The organism is Caldovatus aquaticus (genome assembly GCF_019458025.1).
Lineage (GTDB): Bacteria > Pseudomonadota > Alphaproteobacteria > Acetobacterales > Acetobacteraceae > Caldovatus > Caldovatus aquaticus.
Genome location: NZ_JAHZUY010000007.1, coordinates 36,776 through 57,348 on the forward strand (window position 1 = coordinate 36,776; position 20,573 = coordinate 57,348).

General features: G+C 74.7%; 19 protein-coding genes. 9 read left to right on the forward strand and 10 right to left on the reverse strand.

Annotation, left to right across the window (positions count from 1 at the left end; genetic code table 11):
* Window positions 1-7: 7 nt before the first annotated feature.
* Entirely contained in the window at window positions 8-793 is a 786-nt protein-coding gene (locus K1J50_RS04950) for an SDR family NAD(P)-dependent oxidoreductase (protein ID WP_220116329.1), read from the forward strand.
* Between the two features lie 10 nt (window positions 794-803).
* Here K1J50_RS04950 and K1J50_RS04955 read toward each other — a convergent pair whose 3' ends face one another.
* A complete protein-coding gene (locus tag K1J50_RS04955; protein WP_220116330.1) occupies window positions 804-1,937 on the reverse strand; it encodes a serine hydrolase domain-containing protein in 1,134 nt (377 codons plus the stop codon).
* Window positions 1,938-2,084: 147 nt separating this feature from the next.
* On the opposite strand from K1J50_RS04955, the gene K1J50_RS04960 reads away from it, so the two are divergent.
* Entirely contained in the window at window positions 2,085-3,074 is a 990-nt protein-coding gene (locus tag K1J50_RS04960) for an aldo/keto reductase (protein WP_220116331.1), read from the forward strand.
* Here the strand turns inward: K1J50_RS04960 and K1J50_RS04965 are convergent, their stop codons facing one another.
* A complete protein-coding gene (locus K1J50_RS04965) occupies window positions 3,075-3,815 on the reverse strand; it encodes an enoyl-CoA hydratase/isomerase family protein (protein WP_220116332.1) in 741 nt (246 codons plus the stop codon).
* Between the two features lie 99 nt (window positions 3,816-3,914).
* On the opposite strand from K1J50_RS04965, the gene K1J50_RS04970 reads away from it, so the two are divergent.
* Together K1J50_RS04970 and K1J50_RS04975 are read left to right on the forward strand one after the other, a co-directional pair.
* A complete protein-coding gene (locus K1J50_RS04970; RefSeq protein ID WP_220116333.1) occupies window positions 3,915-4,490 on the forward strand; it encodes a chromate transporter in 576 nt (191 codons plus the stop codon).
* Window positions 4,480-5,025 (forward strand): chromate transporter, encoded by a 546-nt coding sequence (locus tag K1J50_RS04975; RefSeq protein WP_220116334.1) that lies wholly within the window; start codon window positions 4,480-4,482, stop codon window positions 5,023-5,025. The genes K1J50_RS04970 and K1J50_RS04975 overlap by 11 nt, the downstream gene beginning before the upstream one ends.
* Here the strand turns inward: K1J50_RS04975 and K1J50_RS04980 are convergent.
* Window positions 5,022-5,966: a 3-hydroxyacyl-CoA dehydrogenase NAD-binding domain-containing protein gene (locus K1J50_RS04980; protein ID WP_220116335.1), complete on the reverse strand. Its 945-nt coding sequence runs from the start codon at window positions 5,964-5,966 to the stop codon at window positions 5,022-5,024. The two genes, K1J50_RS04975 and K1J50_RS04980, sit on opposite strands and share 4 nt — an antisense overlap.
* A gap of 55 nt (window positions 5,967-6,021) precedes the next feature.
* Entirely contained in the window at window positions 6,022-6,870 is an 849-nt protein-coding gene (locus K1J50_RS04985; RefSeq protein WP_220116336.1) for a nitroreductase family protein, read from the reverse strand.
* Window positions 6,871-7,046: 176 nt separating this feature from the next.
* On the opposite strand from K1J50_RS04985, the gene K1J50_RS04990 reads away from it, so the two are divergent.
* The 3 genes from K1J50_RS04990 (at window position 7,047) to K1J50_RS05000 (ending at window position 10,390) form a co-directional block, all read left to right on the forward strand.
* A complete protein-coding gene (locus K1J50_RS04990; protein ID WP_220116337.1) occupies window positions 7,047-8,024 on the forward strand; it encodes a hydroxymethylglutaryl-CoA lyase in 978 nt (325 codons plus the stop codon).
* A gap of 6 nt (window positions 8,025-8,030) precedes the next feature.
* Window positions 8,031-9,194, forward strand: a complete 1,164-nt coding sequence (locus K1J50_RS04995) for a CaiB/BaiF CoA transferase family protein (protein ID WP_220116338.1) — start codon at window positions 8,031-8,033, stop codon at window positions 9,192-9,194.
* 68 nt (window positions 9,195-9,262) lie between these two features.
* Window positions 9,263-10,390 carry a zinc-dependent alcohol dehydrogenase family protein gene (locus K1J50_RS05000; RefSeq protein ID WP_255574938.1) on the forward strand — a complete coding sequence of 376 codons (1,128 nt, stop codon included), beginning with the start codon at window positions 9,263-9,265 and terminating at the stop codon, window positions 10,388-10,390.
* 20 nt (window positions 10,391-10,410) lie between these two features.
* Here the strand turns inward: K1J50_RS05000 and K1J50_RS05005 are convergent, their stop codons facing one another.
* Window positions 10,411-11,487, reverse strand: a complete 1,077-nt coding sequence (locus K1J50_RS05005; protein WP_255574939.1) for an NAD(P)-dependent alcohol dehydrogenase — start codon at window positions 11,485-11,487, stop codon at window positions 10,411-10,413.
* Between the two features lie 490 nt (window positions 11,488-11,977).
* Between K1J50_RS05005 and pcaH the strand changes: the two genes are divergently transcribed.
* A complete protein-coding gene (pcaH, locus tag K1J50_RS05010) occupies window positions 11,978-12,691 on the forward strand; it encodes a protocatechuate 3,4-dioxygenase subunit beta (protein ID WP_220116340.1) in 714 nt (237 codons plus the stop codon).
* Window position 12,692: 1 nt separating this feature from the next.
* Window positions 12,693-13,238, forward strand: coding sequence for a protocatechuate 3,4-dioxygenase subunit alpha (gene pcaG / locus K1J50_RS05015; RefSeq protein ID WP_220116341.1), 546 nt, complete (start codon window positions 12,693-12,695; stop codon window positions 13,236-13,238).
* A 22-nt stretch (window positions 13,239-13,260) separates the two neighbouring features.
* Here pcaG and K1J50_RS05020 read toward each other — a convergent pair whose 3' ends face one another.
* The 5 genes from K1J50_RS05020 to K1J50_RS05040 form a co-directional block, all read right to left on the reverse strand.
* Complete coding sequence (locus K1J50_RS05020; RefSeq protein WP_220116342.1) at window positions 13,261-13,680, reverse strand: Rieske (2Fe-2S) protein; 420 nt, start codon at window positions 13,678-13,680, stop codon at window positions 13,261-13,263.
* A complete protein-coding gene (locus K1J50_RS05025) occupies window positions 13,680-14,792 on the reverse strand; it encodes an amidohydrolase family protein (RefSeq protein ID WP_220116343.1) in 1,113 nt (370 codons plus the stop codon). The genes K1J50_RS05020 and K1J50_RS05025 overlap by 1 nt, the downstream gene beginning before the upstream one ends.
* Window positions 14,789-15,859, reverse strand: coding sequence for an amidohydrolase family protein (locus K1J50_RS05030; protein ID WP_220116344.1), 1,071 nt, complete (start codon window positions 15,857-15,859; stop codon window positions 14,789-14,791). The genes K1J50_RS05025 and K1J50_RS05030 overlap by 4 nt, the downstream gene beginning before the upstream one ends.
* A 105-nt stretch (window positions 15,860-15,964) precedes the next feature.
* Complete coding sequence (gene fdhF / locus K1J50_RS05035; protein WP_220116345.1) at window positions 15,965-18,712, reverse strand: formate dehydrogenase subunit alpha; 2,748 nt, start codon at window positions 18,710-18,712, stop codon at window positions 15,965-15,967.
* Complete coding sequence (locus tag K1J50_RS05040) at window positions 18,709-20,406, reverse strand: NADH-ubiquinone oxidoreductase-F iron-sulfur binding region domain-containing protein (RefSeq protein WP_220116346.1); 1,698 nt, start codon at window positions 20,404-20,406, stop codon at window positions 18,709-18,711. Before K1J50_RS05040 ends, fdhF begins: the two co-directional genes overlap by 4 nt.
* Between the last annotated feature and the right edge of the window lie 167 nt (window positions 20,407-20,573).

The following is a 20,573-nucleotide window of genomic DNA, read 5'->3' on the forward strand; positions in this document are numbered from 1 at the left end:
CGGCCGCATGGAGCTCGGACTCGAAGGCCGCGTCGCGCTGGTGACCGGCGCGAGCCGCGGCATCGGCGCCGCGACCGCGCGCGTGCTGGCGGGGGAGGGGATGCGCCTCCTGCTGGTCGCGCGCTCCGCCGAGGGGCTGGTGGCGACCGCGTCAGCCGTGCGCGCGGCCGGGGCGGAGGCGGCCACGCATCCGGCCGATCTGCGCGAGCCGGAGGCGGCGAAGGAGGCGGTGGCGGCGGCGGTCGCGCGCTTCGGCCGGCTCGACCTGCTGGTGAACTGCGCCGGCGCGACGAAGCGCGGCGACTTCCTTGCGCTGACCGACGAGGACTGGGCGGACGGCTACGCGCTGAAGCTGCACGGCGCGGTGCGGATGTGCCGCGCCGCCTGGCCGCACCTCGTCGCCGCGCGCGGCGCGGTGGTGAACATCGCCGGCGCCGGCGGCCGCGTGGCGAGTGCGGACTTCACCATCGGCGGCTCGGTCAACGCCGCGCTGATGAACTTCACCAAGGCGCTGGCCGACCGCGGCGTGAGGGACGGCGTGCGGGTGAACTGCATCAACCCCGGCCTGATCGCGACCGACCGTCTCGCCGCCCGCATCCGCGCCCGCGCGGCCGAGCTCGGCGCCGACGAGGCGGCGGGCGCGGCGAGCCTCGCCGCCGAGCACGGCGTGGCGCGGATCGGCGTGCCGGAGGAGATCGGCCGCGTCGTCGCCTTCCTGGCCAGCGAGCGCGCCGCCGGCTACGTGCAGGGGGCGCTGTGGGACGTGGACGGCGGCTGGGTGCGGGCGGTGTAGCGCCGCCGCCTCATTCCCCGACGATCGCGACGTGGACGAGGTTGCTCAGCGTGTCCATGCGCGGCTCGTGGAAGACGTTCTCGTGCCGCGCATTGCTGAGGAAGGCGAAGGAGACGCCGGACTCGGGGTCCGCCCAGCAGTAGGAGGAGCCGACCCCGCCGTGGCCGAAGGTGCGCGGGTGGGCCAGGCTGCCGAGGCCGCGGATCGTCTCCGTCGTGCCGCGCAGGTGCGGGCCGAGACCGCGATGCATCGGCATGCCCATGTAGCCGTCCACCCGCTCGCCGGTGAAGTTGCGGATGGCGAACTGCAGGGTGCGCGGCGCCAGCACGCGCTCGCCGCCGAGCGTGCCGCCCTGCGCCAGCATCTGGTAGAAGGCCGCCATCGCCCGCGCCGTCGCATAGCCGCCGCCGCCCGGAATGCCCGCGGCGCGGTGGGCGGAGGTGTTCTCCGGCATGCGCGGCGCGAAGCCGCCGCCGGGAAGGGGATCGTACATGCCGGCGGCGCGCGGCTCCTCGGCGGCCGGCAGGCCGACGAACAGCTCCTCGCCGAGCCCGAGCGGGGCGACGATCCGCTCCCGGATCACGCGGCGGTAGTCCTCGCCGGTGATCGCCTCGATCAGCACCGCCGCGACCCAGTGCGCGGCGGCGGGGTGGTAGTGCACGCGCGAGCCGGGGGTCCATTCGAGGACGAAGTCGCACACCTCGCGGCGCAGGCGCTCGTGGTCCTCCCACGCCTCGGGCGTGACCGCGGCGGAGGGGAAGCCCGCCTGGTGCGTGAGGAGCTGGATGACGGTGATCTCGCCCTTGCCGTTCCGCTCGAAGCCGGGGACGTGGCTCGCGACGGTGTCGGAGAAGCGGAGCGCGCCCTCCTCGACCAGCTTCCACACCGCGGCGGCGGTGACGACCTTGGTGTTGGAGTAGAGCAGCCAGAGCGTGCGCTCGTCGGCGGCGCGCGCCTCTGCGCCGATGCGCGCCTGGCCGAAGCTCCGGAACAGCGCGAGCTGCCCGCGCCGCGCCACGGCGAGCTGCGCGCCGGGATGGCGGCCCTCGGCGATGTGGCGCTCGACCAGGGCGCAGAGCCGCGCCAGCGCGTCCGGATCGAGGCCGAGGGCGGCGGGATCGGCGGCGGGCAGCGGGAAGGCCATCGGCGGTTCCTTTCGGCGTCGGGGTGGCCGGCGTGGCGGCGAGCTTTCCGCCGTCCAGGCGCGCGGTCAAGCGCGGTGCGCGGCTTGTGCCGCCCGCGGCGCGGCGCCTATCCTCCGCCCCGGCGTCCGCAGGAAGGGTGTCGCCTCATGCAGCAGCGCAATCTCGGCTCGTCCGGTCTTCGCGTGTCGGTGGTCGGCCTCGGCTGCAACAACTTCGGCGCGCGGCTGGACGCCGAGGCGACGCGGCGGGTGGTGCACGCGGCGCTCGACCTCGGCGTCACGCTGTTCGATACCGCCGACGTCTATGGCCGCCCGGTGCGTCACGGCAGTTCGGAGGAATTCCTCGGCGCCGCGCTCGGCCCCCGGCGCAAGGACATCGTGCTGGCGACCAAGTTCGGCATGGAGATGGACGGGGACCCGGAGAAGCAGGGCGCCTCGCGCCGCTACATCATGGCGGCGGTGGAGGCGAGCCTGCGGCGCCTCGGCACCGACTGGATCGATCTCTACCAGGTGCACCGCTTCGATCCGCGCACCCCGCTCGAGGAGACGGTGCGCGCGCTCGACGACCTGATCCGCCAGGGCAAGGTGCGCTATGTCGGGGTGTCGAACTTCGCCGCCTGGCAGGTGGCGGACGCGGTGTGGACCGCGCGCTCCCTCGGCTGCCACGGCTTCGTCTCGTGCCAGGACGAGTACAGCCTGCTGGTGCGCGCGCCGGAGAAGGAGCTGATTCCCGCCATGCAGGCGCACGGTCTCGGCCTGCTGCCCTACTTCCCGCTCGCAAGCGGGTTGCTGACCGGCAAGTACCGCCGCAACCGGCCGCTGCCGGAGAAGGCGCGCCTCACCACCACGCAGCGCCTCGCCGACACGTTCCTGACCGAGCGCAACTGGGAGATCACCGAGCGTCTCGCCGATTTCTGCGAGCGGCGCGGACGCAGCCTGCTGGAGCTCGCCTTCTCCTGGCTGCTCGCGCGCCCGACCGTGGCGAGCGTGATCGCCGGGGCCAGCACGCCGGAGCAGGTCGCGCAGAACATCAAGGCGACGGAGTGGGCGCTCACCGCGGAGGAGATGGCCGAGGTGGACGCCATCACCGGCGGCGAGGCGCCGCCGGCGCGCCGTGCCCCGCCGCCCGCGCGCTAGCTAGCGCCCCTGGAAGCGCGGCGGCCGCTTCTCCCTGAACGCCGCCACGCCCTCGCGGAAGTCCTCCGAGTTGCGGATCGCGCCCATGCGCTGCATGTGGATCGCCATCCGCTCGGAGGGGCCGCGGGGCAGGATCTCCTCCGTCACCATGCGCTTGATCTCGCCGAGGACGAGCGGCGCCATCGCCGCGAGCTCCTTGCCCCAGGCGATCGCCTTCGCCAGCGCCTCGCCGTCCGGCACCACCTCGTTGACCAGGCCGACGCGCTCGGCGCGCTCCGCTTCGACGATGCGGCAGAGCAGCGCGATCTCCATCGCGATCTTGTGCGGGATGCGCGAGACGAGGCCGGCAATCATGCCGCCGGTGATGCCGAGCTTGGCCTCCGGATAGTAAAACCTCGCGCTCCGTCCGCAGACGGCGAGATCGCACATCATCGCCAGCACGATGCCGCCGCCGACGCACCAGCCCTCGATCGCGGCGATGATCGGCTTGTTGGTGGCGACGCCGACGGTGGGCACGGCGCGCCACAGCTCCGGCGGGTCGGTGACGTCGGCGCCGAAGCTGAAGGCGCGGGTTCCGGTCCCGGTCAGCACCATGGCGCGGCTCGTCCCGGAGGCGGCGAAGTCGCGCATCGCCGCCTGCACGCCCTCCGCCATGCCCCTGGTGATGGCGTTGCCCTTCTCCGGCCGGTTCAGCGCGACGATCCGCACCGGCCCGTCGTCCCAGACCTTCACGTGCTCCATGGCGGTTCCCCAGTGGCGATGCGGCGCCAGTCTAGCGGCCCGGGCGGGGGAGGCCATCGGCCCCCTTTGCGCGGGCGCGCCTTCCGCTAGCTTCGGCGCATGCCAGACGACGCCCTGCGTTCGCCCGCGACCCTGCCCGCGCTCCTCGCCGTGTTCGTCCGCATGGGCATGGTGAGCTTCGGCGGCGGGCTCTCCGGCTGGATGCACCGCGAGATCGTTGAGCGCCGCCGCTGGATGAGCGAGGAACGCTTCCTCGCCGCGCTCGCGCTCGGCCAGGTGCTGCCGGGGCCGAACAGCGTGAACCTGGCGCTGCAGATCGGTTTGCACCTGCGCGGCGGGATCGGCGCGGCGGCGGCGGGGATCGGCCTGCTCGGCCCGCCCTTCCTGGTGATCCTGGCCCTGGCGCTGCTGTACGGGCGCTACGGCGGCGCGGCGCTGGTGAACACCGCGCTCGCCGGGGTGGCGGCGGCGGGCATCGGCCTCACCTGCGCGACGGGCGTGCGCGCGGCGCGGCGGATGCGCGGGGTCGGGCCGTTCGGCATCGCGGCCGCCGTGTTCGTCGCGGTGGGCGTGCTGAAATGGCCTATGGTCCCGGTGGTGCTGGCGGTGATCCCGCCGAGCGTCGCCCTCGCCTGGCGGTCGGCGCGGCAGGAGCGGGAGCGCCGTGGCGCCTGACCGGCTGCTCGCCCTCGTCCTGGTCTTCGCGCCGCTCTCCCTGGTCTCGCTCGGCGGCGGCCCGAGCATCTTCGCCGAGATGCAGCGCCAGGCCGTGGAGGTGCACGGCTGGATGACGGAGGCGGAGTTCGTGGACCTGTTCGCCATCTCGCGCGGTGCGCCGGGGCCCGGCTCGCTGATCGCTGCGCTGGTCGGCTGGAAGGCGGCAGGGTTCCCGGGCGCTGTGGCGGCGGCGCTCGCGCTCTATCTGCCCTCCTCGCTGCTGGTCTGCGCGGTCGGCGTGCTCGGGCGGCGCCATGCCGCCTCGCCGCTGCGCGCGGCGATCGAGCGCGGCCTCGCGCCGGTCGCCGTGGGGCTGATCTTCGCCGGAGCGCTGGCGCTGCTGCGGGCGTCGGAGGCGGGCGTGGCCGAGGTGGCGACCGCCGTCCTCGCCACGCTCGCGCTGCTCCACCCGCGGGCCAGCCCCGTTCTCGTGCTCGGCGCCGCCGGCCTGGTCTTCGCCGCGCTCGGCGCCGCGGGCCTCGCGCCGCGCTAGGACACCGCCTCGCGCGCCGCGAGCAGGCGCACCAGCGCCTCGTCGCGCCAGCGCGCGAGGTCGGTCACGGAGCGGCCCGCCGCCTCCTCCGCCACGCCCTCGACGAGCCGCCTCTGCAGCTCCGGCGTCATCTCCGGTCGGCCGAGCGTGTCCCACCAGCCCTGCATCGCCGGCAGCAGGTGGCGCAGGAAGTGCGCCATGCCGCCCTCGCCGCCGGCGAGGTGGAAGGTCAGGGTCGGCCCCATCAGCGCCCAGCGCAGCCCCGGCCCCTCCGACACCGCCGCGTCCACGTCGGCGACCGAGGCCACGCCCTCCGCCACCAGGTGCACCGCCTCGCGCCACATCGCCGCCTGCAGGCGGTTCGCGACATGGCCCGGCACCTCCTTGCGGATCTCGATCGGGCGCTTGCCGACGCTGCGGTAGAAGGCCAGCGCCGCCTCGATCGCGGCACGGCTCGCATGGGGGCCGACCACTTCGACCAGCGGGATCAGGTGCGGCGGGTTGAAGGGATGGCCGATCAGCACCCGCTCCGGATGCGTGCAGCCCTCGGCGAGGCGGCTCGCCAGCAGGCCGGAGGTGGAGGAGGCGATCACCACATCCGCCGGCAGCACCGCGGCGACCGCGCGCAGCAGCGGCTGCTTCGCCTCGTAGCGCTCCGGCGCGCTCTCCTGGACGAAGTCTGCGCCTTCCGCGGCGCGGGCCGGGTCGGCCTCGAAGCGCCAGCGCCCGGGATCGGCGCCGGGGGCGACGGCGCCGAGCCGCTCCAGCACCGGCCAGGCCTGCGCGACCATGCGGCGCATCAGCTCCGGCGCGCCGGGCGCGGGGTCGTAGGCCACCACCTCGAGACCGTGCGCGAGGAAGCACGCGGCCCAGCTCGCGCCGATGGTGCCGGCGCCGATCACGGCGACGCTCCGCACCGGGCGGATGGCGGTCTGGCGCATGGCGGCGTTGCCTCCCTCTCTCGTGGCTGCGGTCCGGGGCCGTCCGCGCTCGGCCCTAGCGCAGGCCGAAGCCCATGGCGATCAGCACCTCGCGCAGCCGGTGGCGGCCGGCGAGCCCCGCCAGCGTGCCGATGCGCTCGAGCACCCGCGGCGTCCAGGCGGAGTCGCCAAGGCCATTGCGGCGCGAGAATTCGGCCAGCGCGGCGTCGTAGCGCGCGATGTCCTCGGATTCCGCCGGGGCGCCGTAGGTCTCGCGGTGCAGCACGACGCGCTGCGGCAGGCGCGGCTTGATCTCCGTCCGCACCAGAGGGTCGGGCCAGCCGACCGCGAGACCGAACGCCGCCATCGCGTTCGGCGGCAGCCTGAGCTCCGCCGCCACCTCGGCCGGCCGGTTGCGGATCGCGCCGACATAGACGCAGCCGAGGCCGAGCGATTCCGCCGCGACCACCGCGTTCTGCGCCGCCAGCGCCGCGTCCACCAGCGCGAGGACGAAGGACTCGAGATAGGGCAGGCCCTCCATCTCCTTCCCCCACGCCCGGCCGAGGCGTTCGAGCCGCGACAGATCGGCGATCCAGACCAGGAAGAGCGGCGCGTCGCGGATGAACTTCTGGTTCGCCGCGAGCACCGAGAGCCGCGCCTTGCGCTCCGGCTCCTCGACCGCGACGACGCTCCACGCCTGCAGGTTGGAGGAGGTGGAAGCGGAGGAGGCGGCGGCGATCAGCGTCTCCAGCGCGCCGGGCGGCAGCGGGCGGTCGGGCAGGAAGGACCGGACGGAGCGGTGGCGGAGCAGCGTGCGGATCACTGCGTTGTCCGGGCCGGGCGGCGGCGGGTCCACCGCGCCGTAGCGAGCGCTGAGGAGATCGGCGAGGGTCTCGGCGGCGGCCGCGGCGGCGGTGGCGGACATTCCGGGCTCCGGAGTGGTTGGCGCGGCCGCTGTTGTATCCGGCAAGGCCGCGGCGGCAAGCGGGGGGCGGGCTGGCGGCACGCCTCGCGCCCCGGGGCCTGTCGCCGCCCGGCGGGCGCGCTATGCTGGTGCCCGCGGCGGGCGCGCCCCGGGGGGCGCGGCCGGGAGGAGCAGCGATGTCGGACCGTCCGAAGTTCGTCGAGTTCCGCGAGGAGGGCCCGCGCGAGGGCTTCCAGATCGAGAAGCGGATCTACCCGCTCGCCGACCGCGTCGCGCTGGTCGAGGCGCTGGCCGAGACCGGGCTGAAATACATCCAGGTCGCCTCCTTCGTCAGCCCGAAGCACGTGCCGCAGATGGCCGACGCGGAGCAGCTCTTCGCCGCCATCCGGCGCAAGCCGGGCGTGCACTACGCCGCGCTGTGGCTGAACGAGCAGGGCTTCGAGCGGGCGCGGCGCACCCCCAACGTGGACCTCTCCGCCAAGCTCTCGCTCTACGCCTCCGACGCCTTCGCGCGCCGGAACAACGGCTGCTCGGCCGAGGATATGAAGGAGCGCCAGCGCCGCTGGATGGAGCTCTACGCCGAGGCGGGTCTGCCGATCGACAACGCCCTGGTGATGGCCGCCTTCGGCTGCAACTACGAGGGCGAGATCCCGCCCGCGCGCGTCGTCGAGCTGGCGCGCTGGACCGACGCGCTGTGCCGCGAATACGGCCAGAAGCTGCCGAAGTTCTTCCTCGCCGACACCATGGGCTGGGCCAATCCGGACTCGGTGCGCCGCCTGGTCGGCATGGTGCGCGAGGCGCTGCCGGAGGTGCGCATCGGGCTGCACCTGCACGACACGCGCGGCCTCGGCGCGGCCAACGTGCTTGCGGCGCTGGAGATGGGGGTGGACCTGTTCGACAGCTCGGTGGCCGGGCTCGGCGGCTGCCCCTTCGCGAGCCATGGCGACGCCACCGCGGCCGGCAACATCTGCACCGAGGACATGGTCTTCCTCTGCCACGAGCTCGGCATCGAGACCGGGATCGACCTCGAGGCGCTGATCGAGTGCGGGCGCATGGCGGAGCGCATCATCGGCCGCAAGCTCTCGGGCCGCCTGATCCACAGCGGCTCGCTCACGGCCTACCGCCGCGCGCGCCCGGCGAAGGCGGCGGAGTGACGCGGCATGGCGGATGACGGTGGCGGCGTGCTCGCGGGCGTGCGCGTCGTCGAGATCGGCCAGGTGCTCTCCGGCCCCTTCGCCGGGACGATCTTCGCCGATCTCGGCGCCGACGTGATCAAGGTCGAGAAGCCCGGGGGCGGCGACGACGCGCGCCAGATGGGCCCCGCCTTCCGCCACGGCGACGCGCTCAACTTCCACGAGTTCAACCGCGGCAAGCGCTCGGTGGTGCTCGACCTGAAGTCGGCGGCGGGGCGGGAGGCGCTGCACCGCCTGCTCGAGACCGCCGACATCCTGATCCACAACCTGCGCCCCGGCGCGGCGGAGGCGCTCGGCCTCGGGCCGGAGGAGGTCTGCGCCCGCCATCCGCGGCTGATCTACTGCGCGATGGGCGCCTTCGGCCACAAGGGGCCGCTGCGGCTCCGCCCCGGCTACGAGCCGCTGTTCCAGGCCTTCTGCGGCCTCTCCAGCATCACCGGCGAGCCGGACGGGCCGCCGGTGCGCATGGGCGCCTCGGTGGTGGACCAGGGCACCGGCATGTGGACGGTGATCGGCGCGCTCGCCGCGCTGCAGCGGCGCCACCGCACCGGGCGCGGCGGCGTCGTCAACACCTCGCTGTTCGAGACCGCGCTGCTCTGGGCCGGACAGAAGATCAGCGCCTACGTGAACCAGGGCAAGCTGCCGGAGCGCCACGCCTCGGGGCACCCGAACTTCGTGCCCTACCAGGCCTTCGACGCGGCGGATGCGCCGCTCCTCGTCTGCTGCGGCAACGACCGCCTGTTCGCCAGGTTCGCCGCCGTCGCCGGGCGCCCGGACTGGCCGGAGGATCCGCGCTTCGCCACCAACCGCCAGCGCCTGGCCCACAAGGCGGAGCTGCTGCCGGAGATCGCCGCCGTGCTGCGCACGCGCCCGCGCGCCGAGTGGCTGGAGCGCCTGGTCGCCGCCGGCGTGCCCTGCGCGCCGATCAACACCATTCCGGAAGTGCTGGCGGAGCCGCAGACCACGGCGATGGAGATGCTGCAGCCGGTGCCGGGCGAGGACTTCTCCCTCGTCGCCCTGCCGCTCTCCTTCGACGGCGAGCGCCCGCGCATCCGCCGCGCCGCGCCGCGCCTCGGCGAGCACAGCGCGGAGGTGCTGGGCGCCGGGGAAGGCGAGGCGGCCGCCGGGTAGGGCGGGGCAGACGCGGCGCGGCGCAGGCAGCGCCGGCCGCCGGGAAGGGGGGGACGATAGCGATGCGCATGAAGGCGGCCATCCTGTTCGAGCAGGGCCTCAAGCGCCCCTATGCGGAGACCAGGCCGCTCGTCGTCGAGGAGGTGGAGCTGGAGGGGCCCGGCCCGGACGAGATCCTGATCGAGGTCGCCGCCGCCGGCCTCTGCCATTCGGACCTGTCGGCGATCGAGGGCATCCGCCCGCGCCCGCTCCCCATCGTCATCGGGCACGAGGGCGCGGGCATCGTGCGCGAGGTCGGCCCCGGCGTCACCGGCTTCAGGCCCGGCGACCACGTCATCACCGTCTTCGTCGCGAGCTGCGGCGAGTGCCGCTACTGCGTGCGCGGGCGCCCGAACATCTGCCAGAGCGGCTTCGCGGCGCGCGCGGCCGGCACGCTGCTCTCCGGCGCGCGTCGCATCCGCCGGCTCGACGGCACGCCGGTCAACCACGGCAGCGGCCTGTCGCTGTTCGCGCAGTACGCGGTGGTGCACCGCCGCTCCGCGGTCAAGATAGACCCCTCCGTGCCGCTCGAGGACGCGGCGATCTTCGGCTGCGCGGTGATGACCGGCGCCGGCGCGGTGTTCAACACCGCCGGGCTGCGGCCGGGCGAGAACATCGCCGTGGTCGGGCTCGGCGGCGTCGGCATGAACGCGCTGTTCGCCGCGGTGGCGGCGGGGGCGGAGCGGATCGTCGCGGTGGACACCAACCCGGAGAAGCTCGGCCTCGCCCGCCAGTGGGGCGCGACCGACACCTTCCTCGCCACCGACCCCGACTGCGCGAAGAAGGTGCGCGAGGCGACGGAGGGCGGCCTCGACACGGTGATCGAGACCGCGGGCAGCATCCCCGCCATGCAGCTCGCCGCCGCCATCACCGCGCGCGGCGGCAGCACGATCAGCGCCGGCCTGCCGGACGCGAAGGCGACCTTCTCCTACCTGCACGCGGAGCTCGTCACCGACGAGCGCTCGCTCCGCGGCAGCTACATGGGAAGCTGCGTCGCCGAGCGCGACATCCCGCGCTTCCTCGGCCTCTACAAGCGCGGCAAGCTGCCGGTGGAGCGGCTGCGCAGCGGCTTCCTCGGGCTCGAGGAGATCAACGCCGGCTTCGACCGCCTCGCGGAAGGCAGCGTGCTGCGGCAGATCCTGCGGCCGAACGCCTGACCCGCCCGGCCGCGGGGGCGTCAGGGCGTGATCGCCACCTTCAGCACGCCGTCGCGCTGGTGGCTGAACAGGTCGTAGGCCTCCTCGATCTGGTCCAGCCTGAAGCGGTGCGTCACCAGCGGCCGCAGGTCGGCGCGGCCGCTCGCGATCACCTCCATCAGCCGCCGCATCCGCTCCTTGCCGCCGGGGCAGAGCGTGGTGACGATGCGGTGGTCGCCGAGGCCGGCGGCGAAGGCGTCGAGCGGGATGCGCAGGTCGCCGGAATAGACGCCGAGCGAGGAGAGCGTGCCGCCCGGGCGCAGCACGCGCAGGCACGCCTCGAAGGTCGCCTGGGTGCCGAGCGCCTCGATCGCGACGTCCACGCCGCGCCCGTCGGTGATGCGGCGGATCGCCTCCACTGGGTCTTCCTGCGTGAAGTCCACGACGTGATCGGCGCCGAGGCGCTTCGCCACCGCCATCCGCTCCGGCACGCGCTCGACGGCGATGATCGTCGTGGCGCCCATCAGCCTCGCGCCCACCGTGGCGCACAGGCCGATCGGGCCCTGGGCGAAGACCGCCACCGCGTCGCCGATGCGGATCGCGCCGCTCTCCGCGCCGCCGAAGCCGGTGGACATGATGTCGGGGCACATCAGCACCTGCTCGTCCGTCAGCCCGTCCGGCACCGGCGCGAGGTTCGCCATCGCGTCGGGCACCCGCACGTATTCCGCCTGGCAGCCGTCTATGGTGTTGCCGAATTTCCAGCCGCCGATCGGCTTCCATCCGTGCTTCGTCCCCGCTCCGTCCTGGGAGCAGAAACCACAGAGGCAGGCGTTGGAATGGCCCGAGGGCGTGATGGCGCCGGCGATGACCCGCTGGCCCTCGCGGTAGCCCTGCACGGCGGAGCCGAGACGCTCGATCACGCCGACCGGCTCGTGGCCGATGGTCAGCCCCTTCGCCACCGGGTACTCGCCCTTGAGGATGTGGACGTCGGTGCCGCAGATCGTCGTCGTGGTGATGCGCAGCAGGGCGTCCAGGGGCCCCACCTCCGGAATGGGCTTCTCCCGGAGCTGGATGCGGCCGGGCTCGACGAACACGGCGGCCTTCATGGTGCGCGGCATGGCCGGTCTCCTCCTGGTCGGGGCGGCATGGGGAGGCAACGCGCCGGGGGATGCCTTGATCCACCGCAAGGCCTGAAGGCCACGCGCCGGCTACTCGTACGAAAACAGTGCGGGCTGGCGCGCCCGGGCAAGGTCTGGGGGCGGACGCTCGTGCGCTCCCCGCGGCAGGCAACAATCTCCTCTGGGCCGCCCGAGGTGTGGTTGCGCGAAGAGCCGATGAGAGGACCTCCGCCCGCTCGAATTCCCCGCCCGCCCCCGGCACGGAAATTGCCGCTGACGCTCTCGCTGATCGGACCTCCGCCCGCTCGAATTCCCCGCCCGCCCCCGGCGGCGAGGCGTCACGGCCCGGCCGGCCCCGCGGCGATCGGGGCCGCGCCGCGGGCGCCCGATCCCCGTTGGCAGGCGTGCGGCGCGGCCGCAAGGATCTTGGACCGCCGACCCCGTTCCGGGGTCGCCCGCAGGTGACCGCGCTACCGCAAGGAGCCCGAGCATGACCGACCCCACCGGCTACCGCCGGCCCGACCCGGCCACGCAGCCGCCCTACGACGTGCCGGCCTATGGCAGCACGCACCACCGCCATCCGAAGCAGGCGCTGGTGCGGGTGCCGCACACCCTCACCGAGGTCAGCGGCCCGCGCTTCTCGCCCGCCTGGTACGCGCCGCACGCCGACCTCTCGACGCTGAACGGCAAGGCGGCGCTCGGCGAGCGCATCATCGTCGCCGGCCGCGTGCTGGACGAGGACGGCCGCCCGGTGCGCGGCGCGATGGTCGAGGTCTGGCAGGCGAACGCCGCCGGCCGCTACCACCACCCCGGCGACCAGCACGACGCGCCGCTCGACCCCAACTTCCTCGGTCGCGGGCGGGTCTTCACCGACGAGGAGGGGAGCTACCGCTTCACCACCATCCGCCCCGGCGCCTATCCCTGGCGCAACCATCCCAACGCCTGGCGCCCGGTGCACATCCACTTCTCGCTGTTCGGCGCGGGCTTCGCGCAGCGGCTGATCACCCAGATGTACTTCCCGGGCGACCCGCTGCTCGCCTACGACCCGATCTTCAACGGCATCGCCGACGCGGCGGCGCGCGAGCGGCTGATCGCCCGGTTCGACCTCGACATCACCGAGCCGGAATGGGCGCTGGGCTACCGCTTCGACATCGTGCTGCGCGGCCGCGAGGCCACGCCCTTCGAGAACGACGGAGCGCACTGACATGACCGCCGCGACCGCCAGCCAGACGGCGGGGCCGTACTGGCACCTGATCGACTTCCCCGAATGGGCCGACCTGCTGCGGGCCGACGGGCCGAACGCGGGCGTCGCCGGCGGCGAGCGCATCGTGCTTACCGGCCGCGTCACCGACGGCCAGGGCGCGCCCGTCGCGGACGCCATGGTCGAGATCTGGCAGGCCGACCCCGAGGGCCGCTACGACGGCGCCTTCCACGGCTTCGGCCGCTGCGGCACCGATGCGGACGGCATGTTCCGCTTCGTCACCCTGAAGCCCGGCCCGGTGCCGGGCCGCGGCAACCAGACCCAGGCGCCGCACGTGGTGCTCTCGATCTTCGCGCGCGGCCTGCTGAAGCCCCTCGTCACGCGCCTCTACTTTGAGGGCGAGGCGCTGAACGAGACCGACCCGGTGCTGCAGGCCGTCACGCCCGCGCGCCGCGCCACGCTGATCGCGCGCCCGACCGGCGCGCCCGGCGAGTGGCGGCTCGACATCCGCCTGCAGGGCGAGGGCGAGACGGTCTTCCTCGACATCTGAGGCGCGCGCCCCTCCGGCGGCGCTACGCCTCGACCACCACGTAGTCGTCCTCGACCCGCACCGGGAAGGTCTCCACCGCGGGGATGCCTTCCCGGAGCACCGCCCCCCGCTCGACGCGGGCGGGGAAAGCGCGCACCCGGGTGCGCTCCGGGTCATGCCAGGAACGGCCGGTGCGGATGTCGAACTCCCACTGGTGCCAGGGGCAGCGCAGGATCTCGCCCTTGCGCCCGTAGCGGAACACGCCCGGCTCGTCGCTCTCGACCAGGCCGCAGAGCTTGCCCTCCGAGAGCCGCCCGCCCTGGTGCGGGCAGCGGTCGAGCAGGGCGAAGAACTCGCCGCCGAGGTTGAACACGACGATGCGCCGGCCCTGGCCGGCCTCCACCACCTTGCGCGCGCCGGGCGGGATCTCCGCCGCCGGCGCCACCACGTAGCGCGCCGCCATCAGGCCGCCGGCATGCCGTAGAGCGCGCGCGCGTTGGCGCCGAAGATGTCGCGCCGCCGCTCCGGCGGGATGAAGGCGGGGAAGGCGGTGCGCGGGTCGTCGAAGTCCCAGTGCGGGTAGTCGCTGGCGTAGAGGATGCGGTCCCAGCCGATCCACTCCATCACGTCGAGCAGGTGCTCGGGCCGCTCCGGCTCGTCCATCGGCTGGGTCGAGACCCAGAAGTTCTGGCGCAGGTACTCCGAGGGGGCGCGCCTCAGGTGCGGCACCTCGTCCTTCAGCTTCCGCCAGTGCTTGTCGAGCCGCCAGCCGACCGAGGGGATCCAGGCGAAGCCGCACTCGATCATCAGGATCCTGAGGCTCGGGAAGCGCTCGAACACGCCCTCGACGATCAGGCTGATGACCTGGGACTGGCAGGATGTGGCGTGCTCGCTCACCTCCTCGATGTAGAAGCTCGGCCAGCCGCCGTTGGTCATCGCCCAGCCGGAGTAGCCGAAGGCGTGGAAGGCGACCGGCAGCCCGGCCTCGCAGGCGGCCTCGTAGATCGGCCAGTAGCGCTTGCGCCCCAGCGGCTCGGCGGTGCGGCTCATCAGCAGCACCTGGACGAAGCGGCGGTCGCCGGCGCGGCGGCGGATCTCGCGCGCGGACGCCTCGCCGTCCTCGTAGGGCACGACGACGGAGGCGCGCAGCCGCGGTTCGTCCCTGAGCCAGCGCTCGAGCTGCCACTCGTTCACCGCGTAGGCCATGGCGGCGCTGAAGGCGTCGTTCTGGTCGCCCTGGCCGGAGGGCTGCAGCGGGTTGAGCACGCCGATGTCGATGCCGTGGAAGTCGAGGTGCTGGGCGCGCAGGAAGTCGAGGTCGGAGGCCGGCACCTTGCCGGGCGGCCAGGCGTCGCGCCGGCTCGCGAGCGGCGCCGCCTTGGGGAAGGGATAGCCCTTGGCGAAGCCGTGCCGCGGCCGGATGCCGTAGGTCGAGAGCCGGTGCCACATCTCCGCCGAGAGCCAGGGCCGGTACTCCTCCAGGCTCAGCGGCCGCGGGTGGATGTCGCAGTCGAACAGGCCGAGCGTCGCGACGGCGGGGCGCCCGGGCGCCGCGATGGGGCGGACGACGTTCATGACGGCACTCCCTCCTCCCGCAGCCGCGCATAGGTGGCGAGCGGGTTGTCCACCATGATCCTCGGCAGGAGATCGGCCGGCAGGCCGGGCGGCGCGACGGCGTCGCCGTCGAACTGCCAGTGCGGCCAGTCCGAGGCCCAGAGCAGCAGCTCGTCCGAGCGCAGGTGGTCGAGCAGCCGGCGCACCAGGTCGGGATCGTCGGGCGCGTCGAAGGGCTGCACCGTCAGGCGCACGTGGTCGCGCACGATCTCGGCCGGCGGCCGGTCCACCCAGGGCACCTCGAAGCGCACGCCCTTCCAGGTCTTGGTCAGGCGCCAGAGGAAGGGCGGCAGCCAGCTCACGCCGGATTCGAGCAGCACCACCTTGAGGCCCGGGAACTTGGCGAAGACGCCCTCGGTCACCAGGCTCGCCAGCGTGCTCTGGAAGCCCTGCTGGTGCGCGGCGTAGTCCTCCAGGTACCAGGAGGGCCAGCCGACCGAGGTCACCGGATGGCGGTAGGCGCTGCCGGCGTGGATCGCGAGCGGCAGGCCGTGCCGCTCCAGCGCCGCATAGACCGGCCAGAAGGTCCGGCGGCCCGCCGGGACCTCGCCCATCGCCAGGATCATCCCCTGCACGAAGCGCCGGTCCGGGGCGAGGCGCTCGATCTCCTCCACCGCGTGCTCCGGGCTCGCCATCGGCAGCACGATGGAGGCGCGCAGGCGCGGGTCGCGGTCCAGCCACTCGGCGCGCACCCAGTCGTTCAGCGCGCGCGCGAAGGCGGCCGACATGTCCTCGCTGAAGGGGAGCTGCACCGGGAAGAGGCAGTTGAGGATGCCGATGCCGGCGCCGAAGCGGTCCAGCGCCTCGGCCTGCAGTTGCGCCAGGGTGGCGCCGGCGCGGCCGCCCCTGGGGCGCCAGTCGGCGCGCGCGGTGATCGGCGCGTTGGGCGGGTAGGAGGCGCTCTCCAGCGCCTCCATGCCGCGCTCCTCGACGCTGTCGCGCCAGTAGGGCTCGAGGTAGGGGACGAGCGCGGCGAGGCCGGCCGGCGTCGGGTGCAGGTCGCAGTCAATCGCGCGGGGCCGGGTCACGGTCGCGCCACCTCCTTCGCCTGGGGGCAGTCCGGACGGGGCCAGCATCGCGTCAAGCGGGGCGGCGGGCAATGGGGAGCGTGCCCGGCCCCGCCCGCCGCCGGCTCACGCCGGCTCGACCCGTGCCGCGCAGAACTTGAAGCCCGGGATCTTGGCCAGGGGATCGAGCCGGGGATCGGTGAGCAGGTTCGCTGCCGCCTCGCGATAGGCGAAGGCCATGAACACCATCCCTTCCGGCACCGCCGGGTCGGCCCGCGCGGTGCATTCGACCGCGCCGCGCCGGGTCGCGACACGCAGCCTCGCGCCGGGGGCGAGGCCGAGCCGGCGCAGCTCCGCCGGGGCGAGCGAGGCGGTGGGCGCGGGCTCCAGCGCGTCCAGCACCGCGGCGCGGCGGGTCATCGCCCCGGTATGCCAGTGCTCGAGCTCGCGCCCGGTGCTGAGGATGAAGGGGAACTCCGCGTCCGGCATCTCGCCGGGGTCGGAAAGGCCGGCGGGCACCAGGCGCGCGCGCCCGTCCGGCGTGGGGAAGCGGTCGCGGAACACGATCTCCTCGCCGGGCGCGTCGGGGGCGGGGCAGGGATAGGTGACGCTGCCCTCCCGCTCCAGCCGCTCCCAGGTGATGTGGGCGAGGGAGGGCATGGCGCGCGCCATCTCGGCGAAGACCTCGCGCGGATGCGCGTAGGACCAGCCGAGGCCGAGGCGGCGCGCCATCTCGACGATGATGGCGAGGTCCTGACGCGCCTCGCCGGGCGGCTCCACCGCCTTCCGGCCCATCTGGACCTGGCGGTTGGTGTTGGTGACGGTGCCGTCCTTCTCCGGCCAGGCGGAGGCGGGCAGTACCACGTCGGCGAGCGCCGCGGTCTCGGTCAGGAACAGGTCCTGCACGACGAGGTGCTCGAGGCGGGCGAGCCCGGCGCGCGCGTGCGCCGCGTCGGGGTCGGACATCGCCGGGTTCTCGCCCATGATGTACATGCCGCGGATCTCGCCGCGCAGGGCGGCATCGAGGATCTCCACCACCGTCAGGCCGGGGTCGGGATCGAGCCGCGCGCCCCACAGCTCCTCGAGGAAGGCCCGCGCCGTGCTATCGCCGGTGCGGCGGTAGTCCGGGAACATCATCGGGATGAGCCCGGCGTCGGACGCGCCCTGGACGTTGTTCTGGCCGCGCAGCGGATGCAGCCCCGTCCCCGGCCGCCCGACCTGGCCGCAGAGCAGGGCCAGCGCGATCAGCGCGCGCGCGTTGTCGGTGCCGTGCACCGACTGGCTGATCCCCATGCCCCAGAGGATCAGCGCCGCCCGCGCCCGCGCGTAGAGCCGCGCGACGCGGCGGAGCTGCGCCGCCGGCACGCCGCAGACGCGCTCCATCGCCTCCGGGCCGTAGGCGGCGAGGTGCGCGCGCAGCGCCTCGAAGCCATCGACGCGGGCGGCGACGAACTGGCGGTCGTAGAGCCCCTCGGTCACGACCACGTGCAGCAGCGCGTTGAGCAGCGCGACGTCGCTGCCCGCCGCGAAGCGCAGCACCTCGGCGGCGAAGCGGTCGAGGCCGTTGCCGCGCGGATCGGCCACCACCAGGGTGGCGCCGCGGCGCGCGGCGTCCTTGAGGAAGGTCGCGGCGACCGGATGGTTCTCGGTCGGCCGGGCGCCGATGACGAGGATCAGGTCGGCGTCCGCGGCCGCGGTGAAGGGCGCGGTGACGGCGCCGGAGCCGATCCCCTCCAGCAGCGCCGCGACCGAGGCGGCGTGGCAGAGCCGGGTGCAGTGGTCCACGTTGTTCGTGCCGAAGCCGGTCCGCACCAGCTTCTGGAACAGGTAGGCCTCCTCGTTCGAGCCCTTGGCCGAGCCGAAGCCGGCCAGCGCGCCCGGCCCGTGGGTGTCGCGGATGCGCGCGAGGCCGGCGGCGGCGCGCTCCATCGCCTCCTCCCAGCTCGCCTCGCGGAACTTCGTCCGCGCGCGGGCGGGGTCGAGGCAGTCGGCCGGGTCCTTCGCCGCGCCCTCGATGCGGACCAGCGGCCGCGTCAGGCGATCCGGATGCGCGACGTAGTCGAAGCCGAACCGGCCCTTGACGCAGAGGCGGTTGCGGTTGGCCGGCCCGTCCCGCCCGACCACCTCGACGATCCGGTTCTCGCGCACGCGGAAGCCGACCTGGCAGCCGACGCCGCAATAGGGGCAGACGCTCGCCACCTCGCGCTCCGCCGGCGCGCCGCGGCGCCAGGTCTCGTTCAGCACGCTCTTCGGCAGCAGCGCGCCGGTCGGGCAGGCCTGGACGCATTCGCCGCAGGCGACGCAGGAGGAGGCCCCCATCGGGTCGAGCAGGTCGAAGGCCACCGTCACGCCGATGCCGCGCCGCGCCAGGCCGATGACGTCGTTGTGCTGCACCTCGCGGCAGGCGCGCGCGCAGAGGCCGCAGGCGATGCAGGCGTCGAGCTGCACCGCCATCGCCGGATGCGACAGGTCGGGCGCCGGGCGCTCCGGCTCCGGGGCGAAACGTGAGCGCGTGACGCCGAGCCTCGCCGCCCAGCGCGCGAAGCCGCCGGTCGCGTCGCGCGCCGCCGCGTCCGGCTGGTCGGCGAGCAGCAGCTCGAACACCATCCGCCGCGCGTGCCGCGCCCGCCGGCTCGCCGTGCGCACCGCCATCCCCGGCGCCGGGGCGCGGATGCAGGAGGCGGCGAGCACGCGCTCGCCCTCGATCTCCACCAGGCAGGCGCGGCAATTGCCGTCCGGCCGGTAGCCCGGGCGCGGCAGGTGGCAGAGATGCGGGATCTCGACGCCGAGGCGCGTCGCCGCCTCCCAGATCGTCTCGCCGGGCGCGGCCTCCACCTCCCGGCCGTCGAGGGTGAAGCGGATCGCATCGGTCACGGCACCGCCTCCGGGAAGAAGCGCAGCACGGACAGCACCGGGTTCATCGCCGCCTGGCCGAGGCCGCAGATCGAGCCGTCCGCCATCGCCGCCGCCAGCTCCTCGAGCAGCGCGCGGTCCCAGCGCGGCGCCTCGAGCAGCCGCGCCGCCTTCGCCGTGCCGACGCGGCAGGGCGTGCATTGCCCGCAGGATTCGTCGCGGAAGAAGCGCACCAGGTTGCGCACCGCCGCGGCGAGGTCGTCGCGGTCGGACAGCACCACCACGGCGCCCGAGCCGACGAAGCAGCCGTGCGGCTCCAGCGTGCCGAAGTCGAGCGGCAGGTCGGCCATCGCCGCCGGCAGGATGCCGCCGGAGGCGCCGCCCGGCAGGTAGGCGACGAAGCGGTGGCCCTCCGCCATGCCGCCGCAGAACTCCTCGATCAGCTCCCGCGCCGTGACCCCGGCCGGCGCCTCCACCACGCCGGGGCGGCGCACGCGGCCGGAGACGCTGAACAGCCGCTTGCCGCCGCGCCCGCGCCGGCCCGCGCCGGCGAAGCGGGCGGCGCCGTCCGGCGTGCCGAGGATCTCCGGCAGCCACCACAGCGTCTCGACGTTGTGGATCAGCGTCGGGCGGCCGAACAGGCCGCGCTCGCCGGGGTAGGGGGGCTTGTGGCGCGGGTAGCCGCGCCTGCCCTCCAGGCTCTCCAGCAGCGCCGTCTCCTCGCCGCAGACGTAGGCGCCGGCGCCGCGGCGCAGGTGGATGGCCGTGCCGGCCGCCATCCCCTCCGCCTGCAGCGCGGCGATCTCGGCGGCGAGGTCGCGGCGCAGATCGGGATACTCGTCGCGCAGGTAGATCCAGCACGCCTCGGCCTCGATCACGTGCGCGGCGAGCAGCATGCCCTCCAGCACCCGGCGGGGGTCGCGTTCCAGGCAGTCGCGGTCCTTGAAGGTGCCGGGCTCGCCCTCGTCGGCGTTGACGACGACGTGGCGCGGTCCCGGCTGGGCGAGCACGGCGCGCCACTTGCGCGCCGCCGGGAAGCCCGCGCCGCCGAGGCCGCGCAGCCCCGATTCCTCCAGCGCGCGCAGCACGGCGTCGCGCGACAGGCGGCCTTCGCGCGTCGCGCGCAGCACCGCCCACCGGTAGGGGGGCAGGGGCGCCCGGGGCGGCTGCGGCACGCCCTCCGCCGCGGCGCGCGCGATCCGCTCCGGCGTCGCGTGCTCGACGCGGCCGCAGCGCCCGCCCCGCGCGACGCTCGCCGCCGGCGCCCGGTGGCAGGCGCCCATGCAGGGCGCGGCGAGGACGCGCGCTCCGGCGGGCGGGGCGGTGCTGAGCGCGGCGAGCAGCTCCTCCGCCCCGGCCATCGCGCAGGGCAGGCCGTCGCAGACGCGGATGGTGACGGGCGGCGGCGGCGGTGCGTCGTCCGCGACGATGTCGAAATGCGCGTAGAAGCTCGCCACCTCGAACACCTCGACCGGGGCGAGGCGCAGGAGCTCGGCGAGCGCGACCAGGCGGCCGGCGCGCAGGCAGCCCTCGCGGTCCTGGATCGCGTGCAGGTGCTCGACCAGCAGGTCCGGCCGCAGCGGCAGGTCGCCGAGCAGGCCCGCCACCGCGGCGCGCGCCTCCGGCGTCGCCACGCGCCCGCGCGGCCCGGGCCGCGGAGGGCGGCGCTGCCGCTCGTCGCGGGCCGAAGAGGGCGCGGTGGTGTGATCGTTCACGCGGCCGTCCCGCCGGCCTTGCCGGGCATGGTCGTTCCTCCTTGCTCCGCCGCGCGCCGCCGCGGCGCGGAGGGCGAGGGTAGTATGGGGCGGGCGCGGCGCAAACAGCGTGGCGGGGCCGGCCGGCGCGCGTCCCCGGCGCCGCCGCGGACGCCGTTGACCCCGGG

Excerpts from the sequence above, each read along its gene's own strand:
- K1J50_RS04995 (WP_220116338.1), top strand. The coding sequence starts at position 8,031 with ATGGCGGATGACGGTGGCGGCGTGCTCGCGGGCGTGCGCGTCGTCGAG.
- pcaG (WP_220116341.1), top strand. The coding sequence starts at position 12,693 with ATGACCGCCGCGACCGCCAGCCAGACGGCGGGGCCGTACTGGCACCTG.
- pcaH (WP_220116340.1), top strand. The coding sequence starts at position 11,978 with ATGACCGACCCCACCGGCTACCGCCGGCCCGACCCGGCCACGCAGCCG.
- K1J50_RS05000 (WP_255574938.1), top strand. The coding sequence starts at position 9,263 with ATGAAGGCGGCCATCCTGTTCGAGCAGGGCCTCAAGCGCCCCTATGCG.
- K1J50_RS05020 (WP_220116342.1), bottom strand. The coding sequence starts at position 13,680 with ATGGCGGCGCGCTACGTGGTGGCGCCGGCGGCGGAGATCCCGCCCGGC.
- K1J50_RS05025 (WP_220116343.1), bottom strand. The coding sequence starts at position 14,792 with ATGAACGTCGTCCGCCCCATCGCGGCGCCCGGGCGCCCCGCCGTCGCG.
- K1J50_RS04950 (WP_220116329.1), top strand. The coding sequence starts at position 8 with ATGGAGCTCGGACTCGAAGGCCGCGTCGCGCTGGTGACCGGCGCGAGC.
- K1J50_RS04960 (WP_220116331.1), top strand. The coding sequence starts at position 2,085 with ATGCAGCAGCGCAATCTCGGCTCGTCCGGTCTTCGCGTGTCGGTGGTC.
- K1J50_RS04970 (WP_220116333.1), top strand. The coding sequence starts at position 3,915 with ATGCCAGACGACGCCCTGCGTTCGCCCGCGACCCTGCCCGCGCTCCTC.
- K1J50_RS04965 (WP_220116332.1), bottom strand. The coding sequence starts at position 3,815 with ATGGAGCACGTGAAGGTCTGGGACGACGGGCCGGTGCGGATCGTCGCG.
- K1J50_RS04980 (WP_220116335.1), bottom strand. The coding sequence starts at position 5,966 with ATGCGCCAGACCGCCATCCGCCCGGTGCGGAGCGTCGCCGTGATCGGC.
- K1J50_RS04955 (WP_220116330.1), bottom strand. The coding sequence starts at position 1,937 with ATGGCCTTCCCGCTGCCCGCCGCCGATCCCGCCGCCCTCGGCCTCGAT.
- K1J50_RS05005 (WP_255574939.1), bottom strand. The coding sequence starts at position 11,487 with ATGCCGCGCACCATGAAGGCCGCCGTGTTCGTCGAGCCCGGCCGCATC.
- K1J50_RS04990 (WP_220116337.1), top strand. The coding sequence starts at position 7,047 with ATGTCGGACCGTCCGAAGTTCGTCGAGTTCCGCGAGGAGGGCCCGCGC.
- K1J50_RS04985 (WP_220116336.1), bottom strand. The coding sequence starts at position 6,870 with ATGTCCGCCACCGCCGCCGCGGCCGCCGCCGAGACCCTCGCCGATCTC.